24 protein-coding genes and 1 tRNA gene are annotated in these 17,955 nt (G+C 69.9%); 15 read left to right on the top strand and 10 right to left on the bottom strand.

Annotation, left to right across the window (positions count from 1 at the left end; all coding sequences use genetic code 11):
• The first annotated feature begins 435 nt into the window (after positions 1 to 435).
• Positions 436 to 630, top strand: a complete 195-nt coding sequence (locus tag E1293_RS31310) for a hypothetical protein (RefSeq protein ID WP_132201090.1) — start codon at positions 436 to 438, stop codon at positions 628 to 630.
• Between the two features lie 235 nt (positions 631 to 865).
• Here E1293_RS31310 and E1293_RS31305 read toward each other — a convergent pair whose 3' ends face one another.
• A complete protein-coding gene (locus tag E1293_RS31305; protein WP_243716831.1) occupies positions 866 to 1,672 on the bottom strand; it encodes a P-loop nucleotide/nucleoside kinase family protein in 807 nt (268 codons plus the stop codon).
• A 280-nt stretch (positions 1,673 to 1,952) separates the two neighbouring features.
• Here E1293_RS31305 and E1293_RS31300 point away from each other — a divergent pair, with 280 nt between their 5' ends.
• Positions 1,953 to 2,195 carry a hypothetical protein gene (locus E1293_RS31300; RefSeq protein ID WP_132201088.1) on the top strand — a complete coding sequence of 81 codons (243 nt, stop codon included), beginning with the start codon at positions 1,953 to 1,955 and terminating at the stop codon, positions 2,193 to 2,195.
• Entirely contained in the window at positions 2,189 to 2,620 is a 432-nt protein-coding gene (locus E1293_RS31295; RefSeq protein WP_132201087.1) for a hypothetical protein, read from the top strand. The genes E1293_RS31300 and E1293_RS31295 overlap by 7 nt, the downstream gene beginning before the upstream one ends.
• A 156-nt stretch (positions 2,621 to 2,776) precedes the next feature.
• Here E1293_RS31295 and E1293_RS31290 read toward each other — a convergent pair whose 3' ends face one another.
• The 3 genes from E1293_RS31290 to E1293_RS31280 all read right to left on the bottom strand — a co-directional run bounded on the left by E1293_RS31290 (position 2,777) and on the right by E1293_RS31280 (position 5,067).
• On the bottom strand, positions 2,777 to 3,364 hold the full coding sequence (locus E1293_RS31290; RefSeq protein ID WP_132201086.1) for a guanylate kinase: 588 nt from the start codon (positions 3,362 to 3,364) through the stop codon (positions 2,777 to 2,779).
• Positions 3,361 to 4,326, bottom strand: a complete 966-nt coding sequence (locus tag E1293_RS31285) for a P-loop nucleotide/nucleoside kinase family protein (protein ID WP_243716829.1) — start codon at positions 4,324 to 4,326, stop codon at positions 3,361 to 3,363. The genes E1293_RS31290 and E1293_RS31285 overlap by 4 nt, the downstream gene beginning before the upstream one ends.
• 339 nt (positions 4,327 to 4,665) lie before the next feature.
• A complete protein-coding gene (locus E1293_RS31280; protein ID WP_132201084.1) occupies positions 4,666 to 5,067 on the bottom strand; it encodes a winged helix-turn-helix domain-containing protein in 402 nt (133 codons plus the stop codon).
• 135 nt (positions 5,068 to 5,202) lie between these two features.
• On the opposite strand from E1293_RS31280, the gene E1293_RS31275 reads away from it, so the two are divergent.
• From E1293_RS31275 to E1293_RS31235, 9 genes are all read left to right on the top strand, one after another.
• A complete protein-coding gene (locus E1293_RS31275) occupies positions 5,203 to 5,565 on the top strand; it encodes an SCO3933 family regulatory protein (RefSeq protein WP_132201083.1) in 363 nt (120 codons plus the stop codon).
• Between the two features lie 14 nt (positions 5,566 to 5,579).
• Entirely contained in the window at positions 5,580 to 6,920 is a 1,341-nt protein-coding gene (locus E1293_RS31270) for an FtsK/SpoIIIE domain-containing protein (protein ID WP_132201082.1), read from the top strand.
• 98 nt (positions 6,921 to 7,018) lie between these two features.
• Positions 7,019 to 7,309, top strand: coding sequence for a hypothetical protein (locus E1293_RS31265; RefSeq protein ID WP_132201081.1), 291 nt, complete (start codon positions 7,019 to 7,021; stop codon positions 7,307 to 7,309).
• The gene (locus E1293_RS31260) at positions 7,306 to 8,127 is read left to right on the top strand and encodes a DUF2637 domain-containing protein (protein ID WP_132201080.1); all 822 of its coding nucleotides are present in this window, start codon (positions 7,306 to 7,308) and stop codon (positions 8,125 to 8,127) included. Before E1293_RS31265 ends, E1293_RS31260 begins: the two co-directional genes overlap by 4 nt.
• Positions 8,128 to 8,145: 18 nt before the next feature.
• On the top strand, positions 8,146 to 8,562 hold the full coding sequence (locus tag E1293_RS31255) for a hypothetical protein (protein ID WP_132201079.1): 417 nt from the start codon (positions 8,146 to 8,148) through the stop codon (positions 8,560 to 8,562).
• A gap of 158 nt (positions 8,563 to 8,720) precedes the next feature.
• Complete coding sequence (locus tag E1293_RS31250) at positions 8,721 to 8,876, top strand: DUF308 domain-containing protein (protein ID WP_132201078.1); 156 nt, start codon at positions 8,721 to 8,723, stop codon at positions 8,874 to 8,876.
• A 101-nt stretch (positions 8,877 to 8,977) separates the two neighbouring features.
• Positions 8,978 to 10,399 (top strand): replication initiator, encoded by a 1,422-nt coding sequence (locus E1293_RS31245; protein WP_243716827.1) that lies wholly within the window; start codon positions 8,978 to 8,980, stop codon positions 10,397 to 10,399.
• Positions 10,396 to 10,575 carry a helix-turn-helix domain-containing protein gene (locus E1293_RS31240; RefSeq protein ID WP_132201077.1) on the top strand — a complete coding sequence of 60 codons (180 nt, stop codon included), beginning with the start codon at positions 10,396 to 10,398 and terminating at the stop codon, positions 10,573 to 10,575. Before E1293_RS31245 ends, E1293_RS31240 begins: the two co-directional genes overlap by 4 nt.
• Entirely contained in the window at positions 10,575 to 11,867 is a 1,293-nt protein-coding gene (locus tag E1293_RS31235; protein ID WP_132201076.1) for a tyrosine-type recombinase/integrase, read from the top strand. The genes E1293_RS31240 and E1293_RS31235 overlap by 1 nt, the downstream gene beginning before the upstream one ends.
• A gap of 69 nt (positions 11,868 to 11,936) precedes the next feature.
• On the opposite strand, the gene E1293_RS31230 is transcribed toward E1293_RS31235, so the two are convergent.
• The 4 genes from E1293_RS31230 to nagA all read right to left on the bottom strand — a co-directional run bounded on the left by E1293_RS31230 (position 11,937) and on the right by nagA (position 14,639).
• Positions 11,937 to 12,010, bottom strand: a tRNA-Ala gene (locus E1293_RS31230).
• Positions 12,011 to 12,057: 47 nt separating this feature from the next.
• Entirely contained in the window at positions 12,058 to 12,594 is a 537-nt protein-coding gene (sepX, locus tag E1293_RS31225; RefSeq protein ID WP_132201075.1) for a divisome protein SepX/GlpR, read from the bottom strand.
• A 200-nt stretch (positions 12,595 to 12,794) separates the two neighbouring features.
• Positions 12,795 to 13,424, bottom strand: a complete 630-nt coding sequence (locus E1293_RS31220) for a GNAT family N-acetyltransferase (RefSeq protein ID WP_132201074.1) — start codon at positions 13,422 to 13,424, stop codon at positions 12,795 to 12,797.
• 84 nt (positions 13,425 to 13,508) lie between these two features.
• Positions 13,509 to 14,639: an N-acetylglucosamine-6-phosphate deacetylase gene (nagA, locus tag E1293_RS31215; RefSeq protein WP_132201073.1), complete on the bottom strand. Its 1,131-nt coding sequence runs from the start codon at positions 14,637 to 14,639 to the stop codon at positions 13,509 to 13,511.
• Between the two features lie 94 nt (positions 14,640 to 14,733).
• On the opposite strand from nagA, the gene E1293_RS31210 reads away from it, so the two are divergent.
• From E1293_RS31210 to E1293_RS31200, 3 genes are all read left to right on the top strand, one after another.
• Entirely contained in the window at positions 14,734 to 15,567 is an 834-nt protein-coding gene (locus E1293_RS31210) for a DeoR/GlpR family DNA-binding transcription regulator (RefSeq protein ID WP_243716825.1), read from the top strand.
• Positions 15,568 to 15,643: 76 nt separating this feature from the next.
• Positions 15,644 to 15,871 (top strand): hypervirulence associated TUDOR domain-containing protein, encoded by a 228-nt coding sequence (locus tag E1293_RS31205; protein WP_132201072.1) that lies wholly within the window; start codon positions 15,644 to 15,646, stop codon positions 15,869 to 15,871.
• The gene (locus tag E1293_RS31200; protein ID WP_132201071.1) at positions 15,868 to 16,197 is read left to right on the top strand and encodes a DUF3140 domain-containing protein; all 330 of its coding nucleotides are present in this window, start codon (positions 15,868 to 15,870) and stop codon (positions 16,195 to 16,197) included. The genes E1293_RS31205 and E1293_RS31200 overlap by 4 nt, the downstream gene beginning before the upstream one ends.
• Before the next feature lie 26 nt (positions 16,198 to 16,223).
• On the opposite strand, the gene E1293_RS31195 is transcribed toward E1293_RS31200, so the two are convergent.
• Both E1293_RS31195 and E1293_RS31190 read right to left on the bottom strand, forming a co-directional pair.
• Positions 16,224 to 16,556, bottom strand: a complete 333-nt coding sequence (locus E1293_RS31195) for a YnfA family protein (protein ID WP_132201070.1) — start codon at positions 16,554 to 16,556, stop codon at positions 16,224 to 16,226.
• A gap of 73 nt (positions 16,557 to 16,629) precedes the next feature.
• Positions 16,630 to 17,724 (bottom strand): arabinan endo-1,5-alpha-L-arabinosidase, encoded by a 1,095-nt coding sequence (locus E1293_RS31190; RefSeq protein ID WP_132201069.1) that lies wholly within the window; start codon positions 17,722 to 17,724, stop codon positions 16,630 to 16,632.
• Between the last annotated feature and the right edge of the window lie 231 nt (positions 17,725 to 17,955).

Below are 17,955 nucleotides of genomic sequence, written 5' to 3'. Positions count from 1 at the left end.
CAGACGCGTCCGCTGACCTGCTCGGCGACCCCCTAGGACGCCCCTGGGTTCCACCCTCGTCCAGCCCCATCCAGAACCGCCGTTAGCACACGCGTTAGCAAAGACGCGTGAGCCCCCTCGATGCGAATCACCGGCACCCCGCACTTGCCCCGCTACACGCCGCCTCAGCAGCCTCCTGGAGTTCGGCAGCCCTGACCGAGCATCCTCCCGCACAGATGCACGACGCTCCGGGGTTCTCGTTCGCGCGAACGGTGGGAAATGTGTGACAGACCGTTTCGCGCGAATGAGTGCCCCGGCTCGCGGGGGGCTGGGGGTCGCGAGACCCCCGCTTCGGGCACGCTCAACCGCCAAAGCGCGGACTGGCCGACCTTCTGCTGGTCAGGGGAGTACCGCCGCCTATGAAACTTGATCCTTTATAATCTGGTTGAAGGGGTGATGAACATGGCGATGTCCGGTGGCGGCAACGGTCAGTGGGTCCGTACCCGAACCGAAGAGGGCGCGCGTGCCGTCGTCCAAGAGTTGCAGGAACGAGGGGGCCGTCCGAAGCGCAGCAGGCGCCAGAACATCGTCGTCATCTGTGTGGCCGTCGCCGTCTTGGCCGCTGTCATCATCTACCAGCTCATTAGCTGACGTCGACCTCGCTGTCTGACCTCGTGCCGTCAGGGGCGTGGTGGCACAGCCTCTCGTCTCCTATGCGCCTCTCGCTGTTCCTGGGCGGCCGGGCGACGCGGCGCGGCGGGACCGGACGGGACAGGCCGCATGCCCGGCGCGCCGGGGCGGGCGGCCGCTGGCGGCGCGTAGCGGCGCCCTTGAAGACGTAGAGAAAGTCCTCATCCGGGGCGGCCTGAATGCTGCTGACCTGCGGCTATGTCATGAGTCTGGTTAGGGCTCGGCGGGTTTGGTCGGCGAGGCTTACGGCGGCGCCTAGGCGGTTGTCGATGGTGAGGTGTGCGGCGTCGGGTGGGTCGTCGGGGTTGAGCCCGGCGGTGTACTCGTCCCAGTTGGCCAGCTTCCAGCCGTCGCGTGGGGCGTCGCGTTGCTCGATGTACTCGTGCATGGTGTCTAGGTCGCTGTGGACCCAGATGGACGTGACGTCTACGCCCTTCGCCTTGCAGCGGTGGGTGAGGCGTGGGAGCCAGCTCGGGTTGTTCAGCTCGGTGATGAACGGGGCGGCGAGGATGATGGATACGCCGCAGTCGATGTTGCCGTAGGCGGCGTTGAGTAGGCATCGGTACTCGTGCGGGCGGACTTCGGCGCGGTAGAGGTCGGTTTGGCGGTCGTGCTGGTCGGCTCCGAGTGAGATCAGTAGGCGTTCGGTCATGCGGCGGGTGAGGGCGTCCTTGTCCAGGAACGCCCAGCCTGAGAGGTCGGACAGGAAGCGGGCGAACTCGGTTTTGCCTGATCCGGCGTAGCCGCCGACCAGGACCAGGACGGGGTTGCCGCCGGCGTTGGCGACGGCTCGGCCGTGCCAGGCGTTGGCCAGGCGCGTCTTGAGGGCGTCGGCTCCTGGGAAGAAGGCGGAGAGGTCGAACGGGGTGCCGTCCTGGTCGGGGGTGTGGCCGTGGGCCTGGGCGGCCATGCGTTCCAGGACGGGCAGCGCGACGTTGTGGGCGCGGGCGAGGTAGGGAAGCCAGTCGTCGGGGATGCGTAGGCCGCGTTCCCAGCGGGACACCTCGTGTCGGGTGATCGTGTCAGATCCGGAGAGATCGCAGAGTTGGGCGGCTAACGCGCGTTGGCTTCTGCTGCCTCGTAGGCGCGCCAGGTATGCGCCGAATGCTCGTCTTGCCTCGGTCGTCATGGGCGGGCTACCTCCCGTCACCAAGTGTGGCCCCCTGCTGGCCCCCTGTCAGGCTCCTTTGTAAATCGCGGGGCGGCGCGAGCCTGGTTGGGCGGTTGACGATGCCGCGCGGGCCGGTTCGGCTCGACGACCAACCCCCATGAGGAAGCTCGCGATGGAAACGCGTCCGCAGACGGATGACCCGGCGCTGCGTCGGCTCCGGGAAGAGTTCACCGGTCACCGGATCTGGCGGTCTCGGCGCTGGGACGGCGGTCCTGGTGACTGGGTGGCGACGTTGCACGACCCGGCGGCCGGTGTCGACCCGACGGTGATCCGTTCGGACTCGGTGGCGCTGCGTGAGGCGCTCAATCAGGAGCGGCAGCGGGCGGGGCGTCCGGTCATCAAGAGGGTGTGGTGATGGTGGCTTGGGGTCTGCCGCCATCACCGGACGGGGCCGTCGCGCAGGATGCGGCGGCTTCGGAAGAGGCTGAGGCGGCGCGGCGGGTGCTTGTCCCCCCGGATGCACTGGTCGCGCTGCCTCGGCCGTTCATCGCGCGGCGGCAACTCAACCGGTTGGCGCGGGCGCTGAGGCGGCGAGGTTGGACGGTCGACCGGCGGTACGCCGAGACCTGTCCCATGCTGCGCGTGTTCTTTCCCGATATGCCATGTCTGGGCGACAGCGTCACCGTTGCCGGCGGGGATGGCGGGTGGTGGTACCGGTCCAGTACCGGGGAGCTGCTGGCGCCCTGCGCCGATATGGACTTGGCGGTAACGCAGGTGACGACGGCGCTGGAACGGTGGATAGCGATGGCCCGCTCATCCTGGGGAACGGACGGGGCCTGATGGATGCCGGGCGGGCCTGGACGAGTTGGCCGCACGCTGGTTGAGGCGGTGTCGGTCCGTGAGGTGGCCGCGGCTATCACGCACTCTGGCGGGTGGCCGTGGCCTTGATCGCCGTGCGGCAGGGGAGCCGTGGGGACGTGATCCCCTGCCGCGCGGTCACCGCTGTTCGAGGTCGGGTGTCACCAGCTGGCGGGGGCTGGTTTCGACGGCTGCGAGGATGCGGCGGGCCGTCTCGGCGGGGTCTGCCCGGTCGGTGTGGACGACGAGATTGAAGACCGGTGTGGTTGCGGCTTGGAGATCGTTGCGCGTTTCGTCCCATGCTTGGAGGCGCTTGGGGGTGTCGACGTCGCCGCGGTGCTTGGAACGGTCGGCGCACAGTTCTCGGGTGATCCACAGGAGGGCGGCCGTCCAGTCGAGTGGGACGGCGTCGCGGAGGCGCCGCAGGTCGGCGACGTTGCCCATGTGGACGATCGGGACCTTGTCGGCCTCGACCAGGGCGGCGATGTCGTCGCGGTCGACGGCGTAGACGTTGCCGTAGCGGTGGGTCTCGACGACCAAGCGGCCGGTGTCGCGCAGCTTCTCCAGCTCGGTGGCCGTGACGTAGCGGTATCCGGCGCTGCGGCCGGTGCCGACTTTGAGCTTGGGCAGGAGTGCATACCGGTCGTCCTGGCGGGTGAGTTCTGCTGTGACGGTGTCCTTGCCGCTGGTCGGTGGGCCGTAGAGGATCACACCGGGACGAGTCATGACAGGACCCTACGCAACGCTTCCCGGGTCTGGTCGGCGGTGCTGATCGCGGCACCTAGGCGGTTGTCGACGGTGAGGTGAACGCCGGGCGGGCTGCTCGCGGTGTCGAGCGTGCTGGCGTACTCGTCCCAGTTGGCGAGCTTCCACGTGTCGCGCGGGGCGTCCCGGAACTCGATGTACTCGCGCATGGAGTCGACGTCGCACCGGACCCAGATCACGGCGACGTCCACGCCCTTGGCCTTGCAGCGGTTGGTGAGGCGGCTCAACCAGGCTTCGTCCTTCAACTCGGCGATGAACGGGGCGGCGAGGATGGTGGATATGCCGCAGTCGATGTTGTCGTTGGCGGTGTCCATGAGGCACTTGTATTCAAGTGGCCTGACCTCTTTCAGGTAGAGGTCGGTGTGGCGGTCGTGAGGGTCGCCGTCCAGGGAGACCAATAGGCGTTCGGTGAGGCGCCGAGTTAGCGAGTCCTTGTCGAGGAATGCCCAGCCTGATACGTCGCCGAGGAAGCGGGCGAATTCGGTTTTTCCTGATCCGGCGTATCCGCCGACCAGGACGAGCGTGGTTGTTGCGATACTGCCGCTCATCGCTCGGCCGCGCCATGCGCTGACTACGCGGGCTTTGAGGGCGTCGCCGGCGGTCGGGTCCTGGCTCTGGGTCTGGTCAGAGACTCGGTCCAGTCCGCTGGTGATGGTGTTGGCGGCGTCCTCGGTGGCTGCGGGGCTGAGCGGGCTGGGCAGCGGGAGGGTGAGGTCTCCGGTCTCCTCGGCGGGGAGCGCGAGACGAAAGCCCAGCTCGGGCTCGGTGGCCTCGTACAGAAGGCAGTAGGCGCGACGGTAGTGCGGGCCTGGATACACGCTGCCGCTCTCGTGCCCCCACAGCGTTTGGAAGTTCGCCGCGACCGTGAGTCCTCCCCGCTGGGCGACCTGGCGCAACTTGTCGCCTGCGGCTTCAAGGCTCAAGCCGTGAATCTCTCGACGCTCGCGGAGTATGCGGGGCTGCCAACCGGTTCGCTCTTTGGTCGTGCTCAAATCCGGCCTTTCCATACGGCAGATATCGGCACATATGCACATGTTGCCGCTGACTGCTGGGGGACGTGAAAGCGGACGTATAAACGGATGTGTAAGAACCCGATGACGCATTAATGATGGGCTTTGCGCGCCTCCTGAACTGAAATATCGGTGTGCCGAACAAGGGTGAGCCAAGTCACGACAGGAGGCGGTTGCCGATGGCGGCGGACGGCGGAGAGGCCCAGACACCTCGGGACCTCTTGACCCAGATCCTTGCCGAGTTGGACGACCTCACTTGCCGGGTCGATCAGCTGGCGGAGGCTCTGGAAACACGCTCCGCTCGATCCGGGCCACGCGCTCCCCAAGGTCACGGACGGCGGCCAGTACTTCCGTGAGCTGCTTCATCGTCACGTCGTCCCCGTCAGCCGCGGGGCCGGCCTGGGACGTCGGGCGGGCGTCGGTGTCGGACTGGTCGCGGACGAACACGCCCTTGCCCTGCTGGCCGATAACGGCGCCCTCGGTCCGCAACACGCTGATGGCGGCCTTCACCACGCCGGCGGACACCTCGTACTCCGCGCATAGCTGGGCGGTGGACGGCAGGGACTGGCCGGGCTCCAGTTGCCCGCCGGTGATCTGTTTCCGCAGGTCATCGGCTATCTGGAGATATCCGGGCCGTCCGGTCCTCTTGACCATGGTCCGCCTTCCGTCAGGGGCCTCACTCAAGTTCAGCACAGCCGACGGGCCAAGGAAACCAGGGTGGCCTTGACAACTTAGACTGCCAAGTAGACTATATTGGCCAAGTAGCCCAACGAACCTCGGAGGTTCTTCATGCGCAACATCCCGGTGGACGTATCGGCGCTGACGTTCGTGTGCGTGTCGCCGCCGCGTCCCAAGCTGGTCAATCAGGACACGGGGGAGGTCAAGGTGGACCGCAACGGCCAGACGGTGTTCACGGTGGGCCTGTCGGCGGCCGACCCGATGGGGCGGGTGGACCTGCTCAATGTCGCGGTGGTCGGCGACCAGTCGGTGACGATCGGCGAGGTCGTCACACCGGTCGGGTTGACGGCGTTCCCGTGGGAGGCGGTGCTCGGCGGTGAGAAGCGGTGGGGCGTGGCCTACCGCGCCGACCGCATCGCCCCCGTCTCGGCTGCTGGGTCGTCGGACGCGTCCGCTTCGGCGGGCGTGGCCTGATCGGCGGCCAGGTCATGACTGACCTGCTTGTGGTGCTCGGGGTCCTGGCCGCTGCGGCGGCCGGGCTCTGGGCCTGGCGCCGGTACCACCCGGTGTCGTTCTGGTACGGCGTCGCCTTCCCTGCCCGTGCGGTGGTGGTGTACCTGACGTGGCATCACGTCGCCTCGGGCTGCAAGCTCACCCGGAACCGGCGCCGGTTCCGCCTCACCCTGGACGCCATCCCGGTGGTGGGGCCGGCGTCCCGGTCGGCGGCCACGGTGGTCGAGCACAAGCGGCGGGTGCGGCGGGTCGACGTCGAGCGCGCTCCCCGCCTCGGCATCCTGCGACCGACCCGGCTCGGGTGGCGGATGCGGCTGCGCCTGCACGACGGCCAGGTCCCGGCCGACTACGAGAAGGCGGCGGAAGGGATCGCGCACGCCTGGCGTGTCCACTCGGTGCGGGTGGTCGACGTCCGGCCCGGCTACGTCACCCTGTGGGCCACCATGCGTGACCCGCTAGTGGACGTGATCACCGAACCCGAAACCGGCGAACTGCTCACCGTGCGTCCCGGGAAGCTGGAGAACGGCCGGGACTGGGTGATCGACTTCCGCACGGTCCCGCACTGGCTCAACGCCGGGGCCACCCAGTCCGGCAAGTCCAACCTGGCCAACGCCCTCATCAAGGGCCTGGCCCCGCAACCGGTCGCCCTGGTGGGCTTCGACCTCAAGGGCGGTGTCGAGTTCACCCCGTATGCGCCGCGTCTGTCGGCGCTGGCCACCACCCGCAAAGAGTCGGTCGATCTGCTGGCCGATCTGGTCGGCGAGGTCGAGAACCGGATGGCCACCTGCCGTGCGCACGGGGCCCGCAACGTCTGGACGCTCCCCGAGATGCTGCGGCCGGTGCCGGTCGTGGTGCTGGTGGACGAGGTCGCCGAACTGTTCCTGATGGCCGACAGATCCGAGAAAGAGGAGGTGTCCAAGACCGCTACCGCGCTGCTGCGCGTGGCGCAGCTCGGCCGGGCCTTCGCGGTCCACTTGATCGTGTGCGGGCAGCGCATCGGCTCCGACCTCGGCCCCGGCGTCACCGCCCTGCGCGCCCAACTGTCCGGGCGGGTGTGCCACCGGGTCAACGACCCCGAAACCGCCAACATGACCCTCGGCGACCTCGACCCCGCCGCCCTGGACGCCGCCCGCGCCATCGCCGCCGAGACACCCGGTGTGTGCATCGTCGCCGGACAGGACGGCTCCTGGCACCGCGCCCGGTCGGTGTTCGTCCCCGAGCGTGAGGCCGAACAAGCGGCCCGCGATTACGCGCACCTGACCCCGGACTGGGAGACCCTCGTGGGCTCGGTCCCGGTCATCGACCCGGCCGCATAGCCGCCTCTCCCTCTCCTCCTTCTACGGCTCGGCGTGAGCCCTGATCACGCCACGTCCCTACCCGTCCCTTGCCCGAAACCGGCCCTGGAGGCTTTCCGATGGTTGCTCGCATCCGTGTCCTTCGTCCCCGACCCCGGTTCGTCGCGGTCCCGGCTCCTTCGCCCGCTCCGTCCTCGTCCCGGCCGTCGGCGGTGTCGTCCTGGGACGTGTGGCCGGTCGGCGTCGAGTGGGACGAATTCCGCTCCCTGCACATCGCCCGATGCCAGCAGTGCGCCGACTCGTTCGCCTCGTCCTTGGCCGGTGAGGTCGACGACTGGGCCGACACCCACCACTGCGACCCCGAAATGGCCGTGCTGCTCGCCCTCGTCACCAACCGGCGGGCCGCATGACCCGGCGGATCTTCGGCGCGGTGACCGACTCCGGGCCGGTCGTGGTCCTGGCGGGCATCGCGGCGGCCGGGTCGTTCACCCACATCCGCGACACCGCCACCGAGCACGGTCAACGCGGGTGGATGGCCTGGGCTATCGCGGTCTGCATCGACCTGACATGCGTGATGGCGGCGGGGGAGCGGCAGCGCGACAAGCGCACCGAGCGGGAAACGGGGCGCCTGTCGTGGCCGACCGTCGTCCTCGTGGGCGGTGTCCTGCTGTCCCTGGCCGCGAACCTGGCCCAGGCCGACCCAACGGTGTGGGGCTGGATCACCGCGGGCACTCCGGCGGGCGCGTTCCTGGTCGCCGTGTCGATGCTGGAACGCCGAAAGGCCGGCACCCGCACGGCGGCCCGTCCCTCACCGGTCCCCACCTCCTTCGGCCGTCCCGCCCCCTCCTCGGCCTCGTCTCCGTCCTCGTCCGGGGCGCCGTCTGTCCCGTCCTCGACTTCGTCCCCGTGGGTGGTGTGGGAGGACGAACGCCCCACCGTCGGCGCCGCCGTCCCGACCGAGACCGGCCGGGGCGAGGACGAGCAGGACGGACAGACCTTCATCCCCGTCCCTGCCGAGCACTCCACCTCGACACCATCCGCCCCGTCCGCCTCGTCGGCTCCGGTGGGGCCGCTGGTCGACTTCGCCCGCCGCGTCGCCACCCAACACGAAACCGAGCACGGGCGGCCCATCACCCGGGACGCGCTCCGCGCCCGCCTCGGCGTGTCCAACCAACTCGCCTCCGATCTGCTCCGCCAGCTCCGCACCGAAACCGCGCCCGTCGCCTGACCCATGGAGGAAACCGCAATGACCGCCTACAACGACCTGACCGGCCAGACGGCTCCGCCCGTGCCCGGTGACCTGTTCTCCCGCTCCCAGATCATCATCGGCCTGCGCGCCCTGGCCGTCTTTCTGGAGGCCAACCCGGACGTGCCGGTCGAAGAGTACGGCCATCACCTCACCGTCAGCGTCCGCACCGGTGACGACCCTTCAGCGGTCGCGCTGGTCGACGCCACGGCGGCGCTGCTGGGCGTCGACGTCACCGACGACACCCACCGCGGCGGGCACTACTTGGCGACCCGCACCTTCGGCCGCGTCTCCTACCGCATCGTCCACATCCCCCAGCAGCGCCACGAGGAGTACCGCGCCCGCGACAGCTACCGGGACAACATCACCCTCGACCACGACCAGGACGACGACCAGGACGCGGGGCGGGTCGCCTGATGCGTGCCTTCAACGGTCACCCGCGACCGCTGCCCGCCCTCGTCTCTCTTGTCGTCGGCTGGGTGTGCGGGACCTGCGGCGGGGGCGGGGTCGCCTCCGACGGGTCCACCTGCCCCGACTGCAACGGCCACGGCCACACCTGCTGAGAGGACGCGTCGATGTTCCTGCGCCGCTGCGCCTTCGGCTGCTTCTGGATCGTCCTGGGCCTGTTCGCCCTCAACCACCCCGAGAACGCCGCCCGTGCCGTCCGCGCCATCTTCACCGGCCTCGCGCTGCTGGCCGATGGGCTGTCGCGGCTGGTCTCGGCGTTCTGAGTCCGCCCCCGGCGCGGCCCACAAGCCGCCAAGCAAGAGCGCCGCGCCGGGGGCCTCGGTCCCACTCCACCCGCCTGAACGGATAGGGAGACCCGCCCATCGTGCCGCACGCTGCTCCACACGTCACCGCCCTGGCCGCCCGCGACATGGCCGAACGGTTCAACCGGACCGACTTCCAGGCCTGGGCGCGCCGCGCGCACTCCACCGGTGGGTGCGCCCAACCGGTACACCTGCGCGGCCGCGTCACCCACCTCGACCCGCAGACGGGCGAGGTCCTGCACCACTACTCGACCGCGCGGGAGCCGGGCGGGATGCTGCGGGTGGCGTGCAAGACCCGCCGCGCGTCCCGCTGCCCGTCCTGCGCTGAGACCTACCGCGCCGACACCTACCAACTCGTCCGCGCGGGCCTGGTCGGCGGCAAAGGCGTCCCGGACACCGTCACCACGCATCCGGCGGCGTTCGTCACCCTCACCGCGCCCTCCTTCGGGCCGGTCCACTCCCGCCGCACCGGGGCCGGCGGCGGCGTCGTCTCCTGCCACCCCCGCCGCAACGGCGGCAACTGCCCGCACGGACGGGCCGTGTCCTGCACCGTCCGGCACTCCGACGGGGACCCTCGGCTCGGGCAACCGATCTGCCCCGACTGCTTCGACTACTCCGGCGCCGTCCTGTGGAACGCGCACGCCCCCGAACTGTGGCGCCGCTTCACCCTGGCGTTCCGGCGGTATGTCGCCCGGTCGACGGGCCTGCGCGTCGCCGACCTCCGCGAGGTGCTCACGGTCTCTTTCGCCAAGGTCGCCGAATACCAGCGGCGCGGCCTGGTCCACTTCCACGCCGTCATCCGCCTCGACGGACCCGGCGGCCCCGACGCTCCGCCTCCGGCCTGGGCGACCCATGAACTCCTCAAGGCCGCGGTCGACCACGCGGCCGGGGCGGTGCGGGTGTCCACTCCGGCGGCCGGGGACGTCCCGGCCCTGACGCACGAGTGGGGTTCCCAGGTCGACGTACGGCCCATCACCACCACGGGGGAACTGACCGATAACGCGGTGGCGGGCTACATCGCCAAATACGCCACCAAAGCCGCCGAATGCGTCGGCACCCTCGACCGCCGCATACGCCCAACCGACGACCCGGCCGACCTGCCCGTCAGCGGCCACGCCCGACGGCTCATCGCCGAATGCCTCCGCCTCGGTGCGATCGAGGAGTACGCCCGGCTGCGGCTGACCGAGTGGGCTCACATGCTCGGCTTCCGCGGCCACTTCTCCACCAAATCCCGCCACTACTCCACCACCCTCGGCCGCCTGCGCGCCGACCGCATCGAGCACAACCAGCGGCAACACGCCGAGATCTCGACCGGACGCCTGCCCTTCGACGACGACCAGGTCCTCGTCATCGCCCACTGGCGCTACCTCGGCCAAGGCATGACCCCCGGCGAAGCACTCCTCACCGCCGCCCTCACCGGCAAACCCTTGCCGCCGCTCGACCCGTCCGCCTCGCCCACCTCGCCACAAGGGAGCACGAGTTGACCGACCTGGTCCTGACCGTCGACGAAGCCGCCGAACGGCTCCGCGTGAGCCGCTGGACGCTCTACAACCTCATTCGCTCCAACCAGCTCCGCACGATCAAGATCGGCCGCCGCCGACTCGTCCCCGCCAACGCCCTCGCCGATTACCTCGACCAGCTAACGGAGGAAGCCGCCTGATGACCACAACCGCACTCGCCACACCCGATGAGCCCGAGGACGGAAAGCGACGCAAGAACTCCCGGCGTAGCCGTGCCAATGGAGAAGGGTCCATCTACCCGTACCGGAACGGCTATGCCGCTTATGCCTGGGTGACCACTCCCACCGGGGAGCGCAAGCGGAAGTACGTCTACGGCAAGACGCGCGACATCGTCCACGACAAGTACGTCAAGCTGCTCGGTTCGGCCAAGCTGGGGCCAGTGGCCACGAAATCGCCGACGCTCGCCGGCTACCTGACGTACTGGCTCCGCGAGGTCGTTGACCCGAACCTGGCTCCCGCGACGGCGGCGAACTATGACATGTTCGTGCGGCTCTACATCGTCCCTGTGCTGGGGAAGAAGCGGCTCGACAAGCTGAGCGTTCAGGACGTGCGGACGTGGCTCAACGGGCTTCGTGACCGTTGCCAGTGCTGCGCGCAGGGTAAGGACGAGCGACGGAGCAAGGACGAGCGGCGATGCTGCGCCCTCGGCGAGTGCTGCGAGCAGTACGCCTCCGACCGCACCGTCCGGGACGCCTGGACGGTCCTCCGCGCGGCCCTGAACAACGCCGTCCGGGAGGAGATCCTCCCGCGCAACGTGGCCGCTCTCCTGCGCGTCCCCAAGCCTCGACGGCGCAAGGTGAAGCCGTGGAGCGTCGATGAGGCGCGCAAGTTCCTGGAGGCGGCGAGGCAGCGCCGTGACCCGCTCTATCCCGCCTTCGTGCTGATCCTCGTCCTGGGCCTGCGGCGCGGCGAGATGCTCGGGCTCCGCTGGGAAGACGTCGACCTGGACAAGGCCGAGTTGACGGTCGGCTGGCAGATCCAGCGCATCCGGGGCCGGCTGCTGCACCGTGAGACCAAGACCGAGTCGTCCGACGCGGTCCTTCCGTTGCCTGACATCTGCGCCACGGCGCTCGCCGAACGCGATGAGAATCAAGCGGCGGTGCGGGACACGGCGGGGGAGGAGTGGACGGAACTCGGCCTGGTCTTCACCACGCGTACCGGGCAGCCGATCGAGCCTCGGAACTTCAACCGGAGCTTCACCACGGCTTGCCGTAAGGCGGGCGTGCGGCTGATCCCCGTCCACGCCACTCGCAAGACGTGCGCCTCGCTTCTGGTGGCCATGGACGTTCACCCTCGGGTGGCGATGCAGATCCTCCGGCACAGCCAGATCTCGGTCACGATGAACGTCTACAGCGAGGTGTCATCGGACGCGACGCGTAAAGCGCTCAAGCGCCTAGGTAAGAGCCTCGACTCGCCGCGTGAGGGGTCGTAGCTGTACTTCGCTGCTGTACGGGCACAAAAAAGGCCGGTTTCTCTTCGGAGAACCGGCCTTTGACCTGGGTGGAGCTGAGGGGATTTGAACCCCTGACCCCCTCGATGCGAACGAGGTGCGCTACCGGACTGCGCTACAGCCCCAAGGACTCCGCCAGGTTAGCAAACATCGGGGGGTGCTCGCGCATCGGTTACTCGCCGACGGCGCGGCGGTCGTCGGCGTACTGGTCGAAGACGTCGTCGGGGGTGATGAGTTCGATGACCTCGGCGGGTTCGGTGGCTTCGGCGGCGCGGCGGGCCTCCAGGGCGCGGGTGCGGGCCGCGGCGCGGGCGGCCTGGGTGGCGGCGCGGCGGTGGGCGGCGTCCATGCCGACGGCGACGCGGAGCAGGGCGAGGTGGCCGGCCAGCAGGAGGACCGGCGGCGCGGTGATCCACCAGGGCGCGAGGCCGGACGCGGCGACGGCGATGGTGGTGAGGAGCAGGGCGGCGAGCCCCGTGGTGCGGCGGCGGCGCCGGGCGATGACGGTGGCGCGGCTCACCGGGCGGCGGGGCTCGGGGACCTCGTCGGGAATCTCCTCTTCGTCGTCCTCGGCGGCCTCGGCCTCCTCGGGACGCTTGTGGAGGAGGCGGGAGATTCCGGTCGCCTCGGTGTCGCGGCGCAGCCACATGGGCACGAGGACGATGGCCCAGACGATGACGATGGCGAGGTAAAGGACGGCGCTGCTCACTGGCCCCACCGTCCCAGGGCACGCTTAAGAGGCGGGCCGACTTTCGGCGCGCGAACGTGCAATGGGAGCAGGGTCACGCCCCGCACGGTACGAGGGGGTGTCAGAGGTTGACGAGCATAAGGGGCGGTGTGTCGCGAGATCGATCTCGCCGTTACTCTCCGTTTGCCGAGTCTTCTCGATCGCAGGATTCTTACGGCGGGTCAGGTGTGCCGGGGAAATGCCTGTTTACGGCCGGCGAGCCAGCGAGCGCGCAGGCCACCGGGCACGTCCTCGACGGTGAGCGCGTAGCAGATGTGGTCGCGCCAGGCACCGTCGATGTGCAGATGGCGGCGCCGAATTCCCTCTTCGCGGAATCCGAGCTTTTCGACGACGCGGCGGGACGCGGTGTTCTCCGGGCGGATATTCGCCTCCAGCCGGTGCAGGCCGACGGTGAAGAAACAGTGGTCGACGGCGAGGGCCACCGCGGTGGGAATGACGCCGCGGCCGGCGACGCGCTTGTCGACCCAGTAGCCGATCTGCGCGGAGCGGGCCGATCCCCAGACGACCGCGCCGATGGTGAGCTGGCCGGCGAAGTCGTTCTCGTGGGTGACGACCCAGGGCAGGGCGAGGCCTTGGCGGGCCTCGCGCCGCATGGTGTGGACCATGCTGAGGTACGGCCCGAGACCGCTGCGGAACAGCGGCGTCTCGGGGTTGGTGGGTTCCCACGGGCGGAGCCAGTCGGCGTTGCGGACTCGCAGTTCACGCCAGACGGCGGCGTCTCGATGCCGTAGCGGGCGCAGCCCGACAGGACCTTCGGTCAGCGTGACCGGCCATCCCCGCAAACGTTCCACGGTTCCATGATTCCCTTGTCGGACGTCTGAACGCCATCAATTGTCGCTGAGAAATCGGGCACGCGGGACGTTCGGCCACCGCCGTCACACGCGGCGGCCCTTTCGCATGACCCAGGCGATGCGGAGATCGTCGTCCAGGACGGCCAGATCGGCGTCTTTGCCGGGTTCCAGGGAGCCGACGCGGGAGTCGATGCCGAGCGCGCGCGCAGGGGTGAGGGACGCGGCCGCGGCGGCGCGTTCGATCGGCAGGCCGACATCCGTGACGGCGCGGCGGAACGCGTCCGCCATCGTGATCGTGCTGCCGGCGATGGACGTCCCGCCGGCGAGGAGGGCGCGGCCGTCGCGGACCTCGACGTCCATCACGCCGAGCCGGTAGTCGCCGTCGCCCATCCCGGCGGCGGCCATCGCGTCGGTGATCAGCGCGACCCGGGGCGAGGCCGCGAACGCGAGCCGGGCCACGGCGGATTCGACGTGCACGCCGTCGTTGATCAGCTCGACGGTGACCCGGGGGTCGTTCAGGGCGGCGGCGATCGGGCCGCCCTCGCGGTGGTGCAGCGGCCGCATGGCGTTGAACAGGTGCGTCGCCACGCGCGCGCCCGCGTCGAACGCGGCCCTGGCGGTTTCGCCGGTGCCGTCGGTGTGGCCGACGGCCGCGATCACGCCCGCGTCCGCCGCGGCCCGGACGAGGTCGAGCGCGCCGGGCAGTTCGGGGGCGAGCGTGATCATCCGGACGTGCCCGCGGCCGATCCGGACGAGGCGGTCGAACTCGGCCGGGTCGGGGGCGCGCAGCAGGGCCGGGTCGTGCGCGCCGCAGCGGTCGCGGGCCAGGTAGGGGCCCTCCAGGTGGATGCCCGCGAGCACGCCGTCGGCGGCGAGGTCCGCCAGGCCCGCGACGGCGGCGGCCAGCTCGTCCGGGTCGCCGGTGACCAGGCTCGCCATCGTGGTCGTCGTTCCGTGCGCGAGGTGGAAGTCCGCCGCCCGCCGCGCCTCGTCCGGACGTCCGAGCTGGTAGGACGCGCCCGCACCCCCGTGGACGTGCATGTCCACGAAGCCGGGCACGACGTACCGGCCGCCGAGATCGAGCACGGCGCCGGAGCCGGGCTCGGCCGCGATCGTGCCGCCGGTGATGTGCAGGGCGCCCTCCCGGACGCCGCCCGGCAGGACGATCCGCGCGTTGACCAGGGAGGTGATGTGGTCATCGGCCGGTTTCGGCATGGGATCCCCTCGCTGCGCACATATGATCGATGCTGATTGTTCCATGGCGGGAACGCGCAGGTAAGGCCAGGGGCGCGCAGGCTAGACTCCGCGGATGACCACCTCCGAGGATGCCCGTCCGCGCGCTGGAAAGGGGGCCGGTGTGACCCGGCACGAGCGCTGGAACGCGCTGCTCGAACTGCTCGCCGACGCAGGCCGGCTGACCGTCGAGGAGGCGTCGCTGCGGATGGGGGTGTCGGCCGCGACGATCCGCCGCGACTTCGACCAGCTCGCGCAGCAGCAGATGCTGACCCGCACCCGCGGCGGGGCCGTCGCGCAGAGCGTCAGCTACGACCTGCCGCTGCGCTACAAGGCGGCGCGGCACGCGTCGGAGAAGCAGCGGATAGCGGCGGCGACCGCCGAGCTGGCGAAGCCCGGGTCGATCATCGGGCTGAACGGGGGGACCACGACGTCGGAGGTCGCGCGGGTCCTCGCCACCCGCGCCGACCTGCACGCCGAGGGGGCGACGCCGGCGATCACGATCGTCACCAACGCGCTCAACATCGGCAACGAGTTGGCCGTCCGGCCGCATGTGAAGATCGTCCTGACCGGCGGGGTGCCGCGGCCGCAGTCCTACGAGCTGACCGGGCCGCTCGCCACCGGGATCTTCGACCACGTGACCCTGGACGTGGCGGTCATCGGGGTGAACGGGGTGGCCGCGCGGCACGGCGCGACCTGCCACAACGAGGGCGAGGCGGACGTGAACCGGCTGATGGCCGAGCGCGCCGACCAGGTGGTCGTGGTCGCGGACGGCTCGAAGGTCGGGCACCGCGCGTTCGCCCGGATCTGCGACACCGACGCGATCGACATCCTGGTGACGGACGGGACGGTCCCCGAGGCCGAGGTCGCCGCCTTCACCGAGGCCGGCGTCCGCGTCATCCAGGCCTAGCCTCCGGCCGGGTGAAGGGCGTCCCAAAAGGCGGTTGACGAGGCGTTTCGCGGCCGTCGGCGGGTACGGCGGCCGCATGGGTAAAAGGGATGAACCCCGCAAGGGGGACAAGGTCAGCTGGAGCAGCCACGGTTCCACGGCCGAAGGGCGCGTGGAGGAGAAGGTCACCGACCGCCGGGAGGAGGCGGGACGGACGGTCGCGGCATCGCCCGAGGAGCCCCAGTACGTCGTGCGCAGCGAGAAGAGCGGTAAGAAGGCCGTTCACAAGGGCGAGGCACTGCGCAAGCGGAAGGGCTCCAAATGAGCGGCGACGATGCCGAGGTGGCGGCCGAGTTCGGCAAGGTCGTGAACATGACGCCCAAGGAGCTGGACCGTTGGCTGGAGACGGACGAGTCGCGGTCGGTGGGGCAGAAGGACGGCGGCGGGGAGTCCACCGGCCACGAGTCCGGCCGCAGAATCGTCGAGTTGCTGCGGGCGCAGAAATCGGACCTGACCGAGCAGGACTACGCGCACATGAACAAGGTGGTCGGCTACGTCCATCGGCATCTCGCGCAGCGCCCCTCCGGTGACGTGGAGGACACCAGATGGCGCCACTCGCTCATGAACTGGGGCCATGACCCGCTGAAATGAACGAGCAGTGGCGATGCAGGGCGCGATCAGGAGCGTGGGGCGTACATGATGACGGCCACGCCGGCCAGGCAGATGAGGGCGCCGGTCAGGTCCCATCGGTCGGGGCGGAATCCGTCGAACGCCATGGCCCAGGCCAGGGAGCCGGCCACGAAGACGCCACCGTAGGCGGCGAGGATGCGGCCGAAGTGCGTATCGGGCTGGAGTGTCGCCGCGAAGCCGTAGGCCCCCAGCGCGATGACGCCCGCGCCGATCCACCAGTGGCCGCGGTGTTCGCGCACGCCCTGCCATACCAGCCAGGCGCCGCCGATCTCGGCGACGGCCGCGACGGCGAACAGGATCAGTGACCGCAGGATCGTCATGGCCGCACCGTAGCCGCAATGGCCGCCGCGCACGGCGAGTGCCGTTCGACGGTCAGCCCGTCGCGCCTGGCGCTCAGTAGACGTAGGGCCAGGCGGCGCCGTCCCAGCCGATGAGGTTGATGCCGAGGTAGGGGGCGCCGCTGTCCGCGTAGTAATGGTAGAAGAGGACGTCGCCGTCGACGTCGCCGATGACGGCCTCGTGGCCGGGCCCGTGGATCGAGCCGTGGCCGGCGAGTATCTCGGTACCGCCGCCGGAGTTCATGGGCGCGCCGTTGCGGTCGGCGTAGGGGCCGGTGATCGACGTCGACCGGCCGACCATGATGCGGTACGTGCTGTCCGCGCCCCGGCAGCAGTAGTCGAAGGACACGAACAGGTAGTAGTAGCCGCCGTGCCGGTAGATGAACGGCGCCTCGATCGGGCCGCCGCCGCGGGACGCGATGGACCGCACGGCCGTGTCGGAGCCGGAACGCAGGCCGCTGCCGGAGTCCAGGCGGATCATCTTGATCCCGGACCAGAACGATCCGAAGGTCAGCCACCACTGGCCCGATTCGTTGACGACGAGGTTCGGGTCGATCGCGTTGTAGTTCACCGACGAACCGCTCTCGATGACCATTCCCCGGTTCGTCCAGGTCCCCGAGGCGCCGGTGGGGCTGGTGGCCAGGAAGATCGCGGAATGCTGGGACCCGAACGTGGACGCTGAGTAGTACAGGTAGAACTGACCGTTGTGGTAGGAGATGTCGGGCGCCCACAGGCTGCGGCCGCCGCCCGTGTACGGGGTGGTCCAGGGTGCGCCGCCGGGCCAGACGACCCCGGCGCTCCGCCACGCGGTCCGGTCGGTGGACGTCTTGATCGGTATGTCGTCGCCGGTCGTGACGACGACGTACGTCCCGTCCGGCGCCCTGACCGCGGCCGGGTCGTGCGCGCCGGTCGACCCCGTGACGTACCCGGGATTCGGATACGACGCCGCCAGTGAGCCCGGCTGGCTCCTCACCGGAGTGGACGATGCACCGGCCGGCCCGCCGGCGGCCACGTTGACGAGCCGCCGCTGCCGGCCGGTCCCGTGAGCATCGGTGTGCTGGGGGACCAGGCCGGCGGCCGACACCGCCACCAGTGCGGCCGTCAAGGCGCTCCAGAGCAGCCGACCGCGCGATGCCAGGGGATTGAGCATCGTGGACTCTCCTTCCGTCGGACGCTGCCGGCCCACTGCGTGGACGGCGTAGCCATCGCTCCACGCAGGGCAGCAAATGTGACCGGTAACATCAGATTGCAGCGCTGCAAAACAGAATGCACCGACCCCTGGGACGACGCAAGAAAGGCATGAAAGCAACACTCAGGGGCGGCCGGCGGTGCTCTCCCGGATGGTCAGGCGGTGGGGGGCTCGGAGTTCCAGGCCGGGGGG

The organism is Actinomadura darangshiensis (genome assembly GCF_004349235.1).
GTDB classification, from domain to species: domain Bacteria; phylum Actinomycetota; class Actinomycetes; order Streptosporangiales; family Streptosporangiaceae; genus Spirillospora; species Spirillospora darangshiensis.
This window is presented reverse-complemented; position numbering and strand designations above follow the sequence as displayed.

Bases quoted from the DNA above. Each gene is read 5' to 3' on its own strand.
- E1293_RS31310 (WP_132201090.1), top strand. From the start codon at position 436: ATGAACATGGCGATGTCCGGTGGCGGCAACGGTCAGTGGGTCCGTACC.
- E1293_RS31300 (WP_132201088.1), top strand. From the start codon at position 1,953: ATGGAAACGCGTCCGCAGACGGATGACCCGGCGCTGCGTCGGCTCCGG.
- E1293_RS31290 (WP_132201086.1), bottom strand. From the start codon at position 3,364: ATGACTCGTCCCGGTGTGATCCTCTACGGCCCACCGACCAGCGGCAAG.
- E1293_RS31280 (WP_132201084.1), bottom strand. From the start codon at position 5,067: ATGGTCAAGAGGACCGGACGGCCCGGATATCTCCAGATAGCCGATGAC.
- E1293_RS31275 (WP_132201083.1), top strand. From the start codon at position 5,203: ATGCGCAACATCCCGGTGGACGTATCGGCGCTGACGTTCGTGTGCGTG.
- E1293_RS31270 (WP_132201082.1), top strand. From the start codon at position 5,580: ATGACTGACCTGCTTGTGGTGCTCGGGGTCCTGGCCGCTGCGGCGGCC.
- E1293_RS31265 (WP_132201081.1), top strand. From the start codon at position 7,019: ATGGTTGCTCGCATCCGTGTCCTTCGTCCCCGACCCCGGTTCGTCGCG.
- E1293_RS31260 (WP_132201080.1), top strand. From the start codon at position 7,306: ATGACCCGGCGGATCTTCGGCGCGGTGACCGACTCCGGGCCGGTCGTG.
- E1293_RS31255 (WP_132201079.1), top strand. From the start codon at position 8,146: ATGACCGCCTACAACGACCTGACCGGCCAGACGGCTCCGCCCGTGCCC.
- E1293_RS31250 (WP_132201078.1), top strand. From the start codon at position 8,721: ATGTTCCTGCGCCGCTGCGCCTTCGGCTGCTTCTGGATCGTCCTGGGC.
- E1293_RS31235 (WP_132201076.1), top strand. From the start codon at position 10,575: ATGACCACAACCGCACTCGCCACACCCGATGAGCCCGAGGACGGAAAG.
- nagA (WP_132201073.1), bottom strand. From the start codon at position 14,639: ATGCCGAAACCGGCCGATGACCACATCACCTCCCTGGTCAACGCGCGG.
- E1293_RS31210 (WP_243716825.1), top strand. From the start codon at position 14,734: ATGACCACCTCCGAGGATGCCCGTCCGCGCGCTGGAAAGGGGGCCGGT.
- E1293_RS31205 (WP_132201072.1), top strand. From the start codon at position 15,644: ATGGGTAAAAGGGATGAACCCCGCAAGGGGGACAAGGTCAGCTGGAGC.
- E1293_RS31200 (WP_132201071.1), top strand. From the start codon at position 15,868: ATGAGCGGCGACGATGCCGAGGTGGCGGCCGAGTTCGGCAAGGTCGTG.
- E1293_RS31195 (WP_132201070.1), bottom strand. From the start codon at position 16,556: ATGACGATCCTGCGGTCACTGATCCTGTTCGCCGTCGCGGCCGTCGCC.
- E1293_RS31190 (WP_132201069.1), bottom strand. From the start codon at position 17,724: ATGCTCAATCCCCTGGCATCGCGCGGTCGGCTGCTCTGGAGCGCCTTG.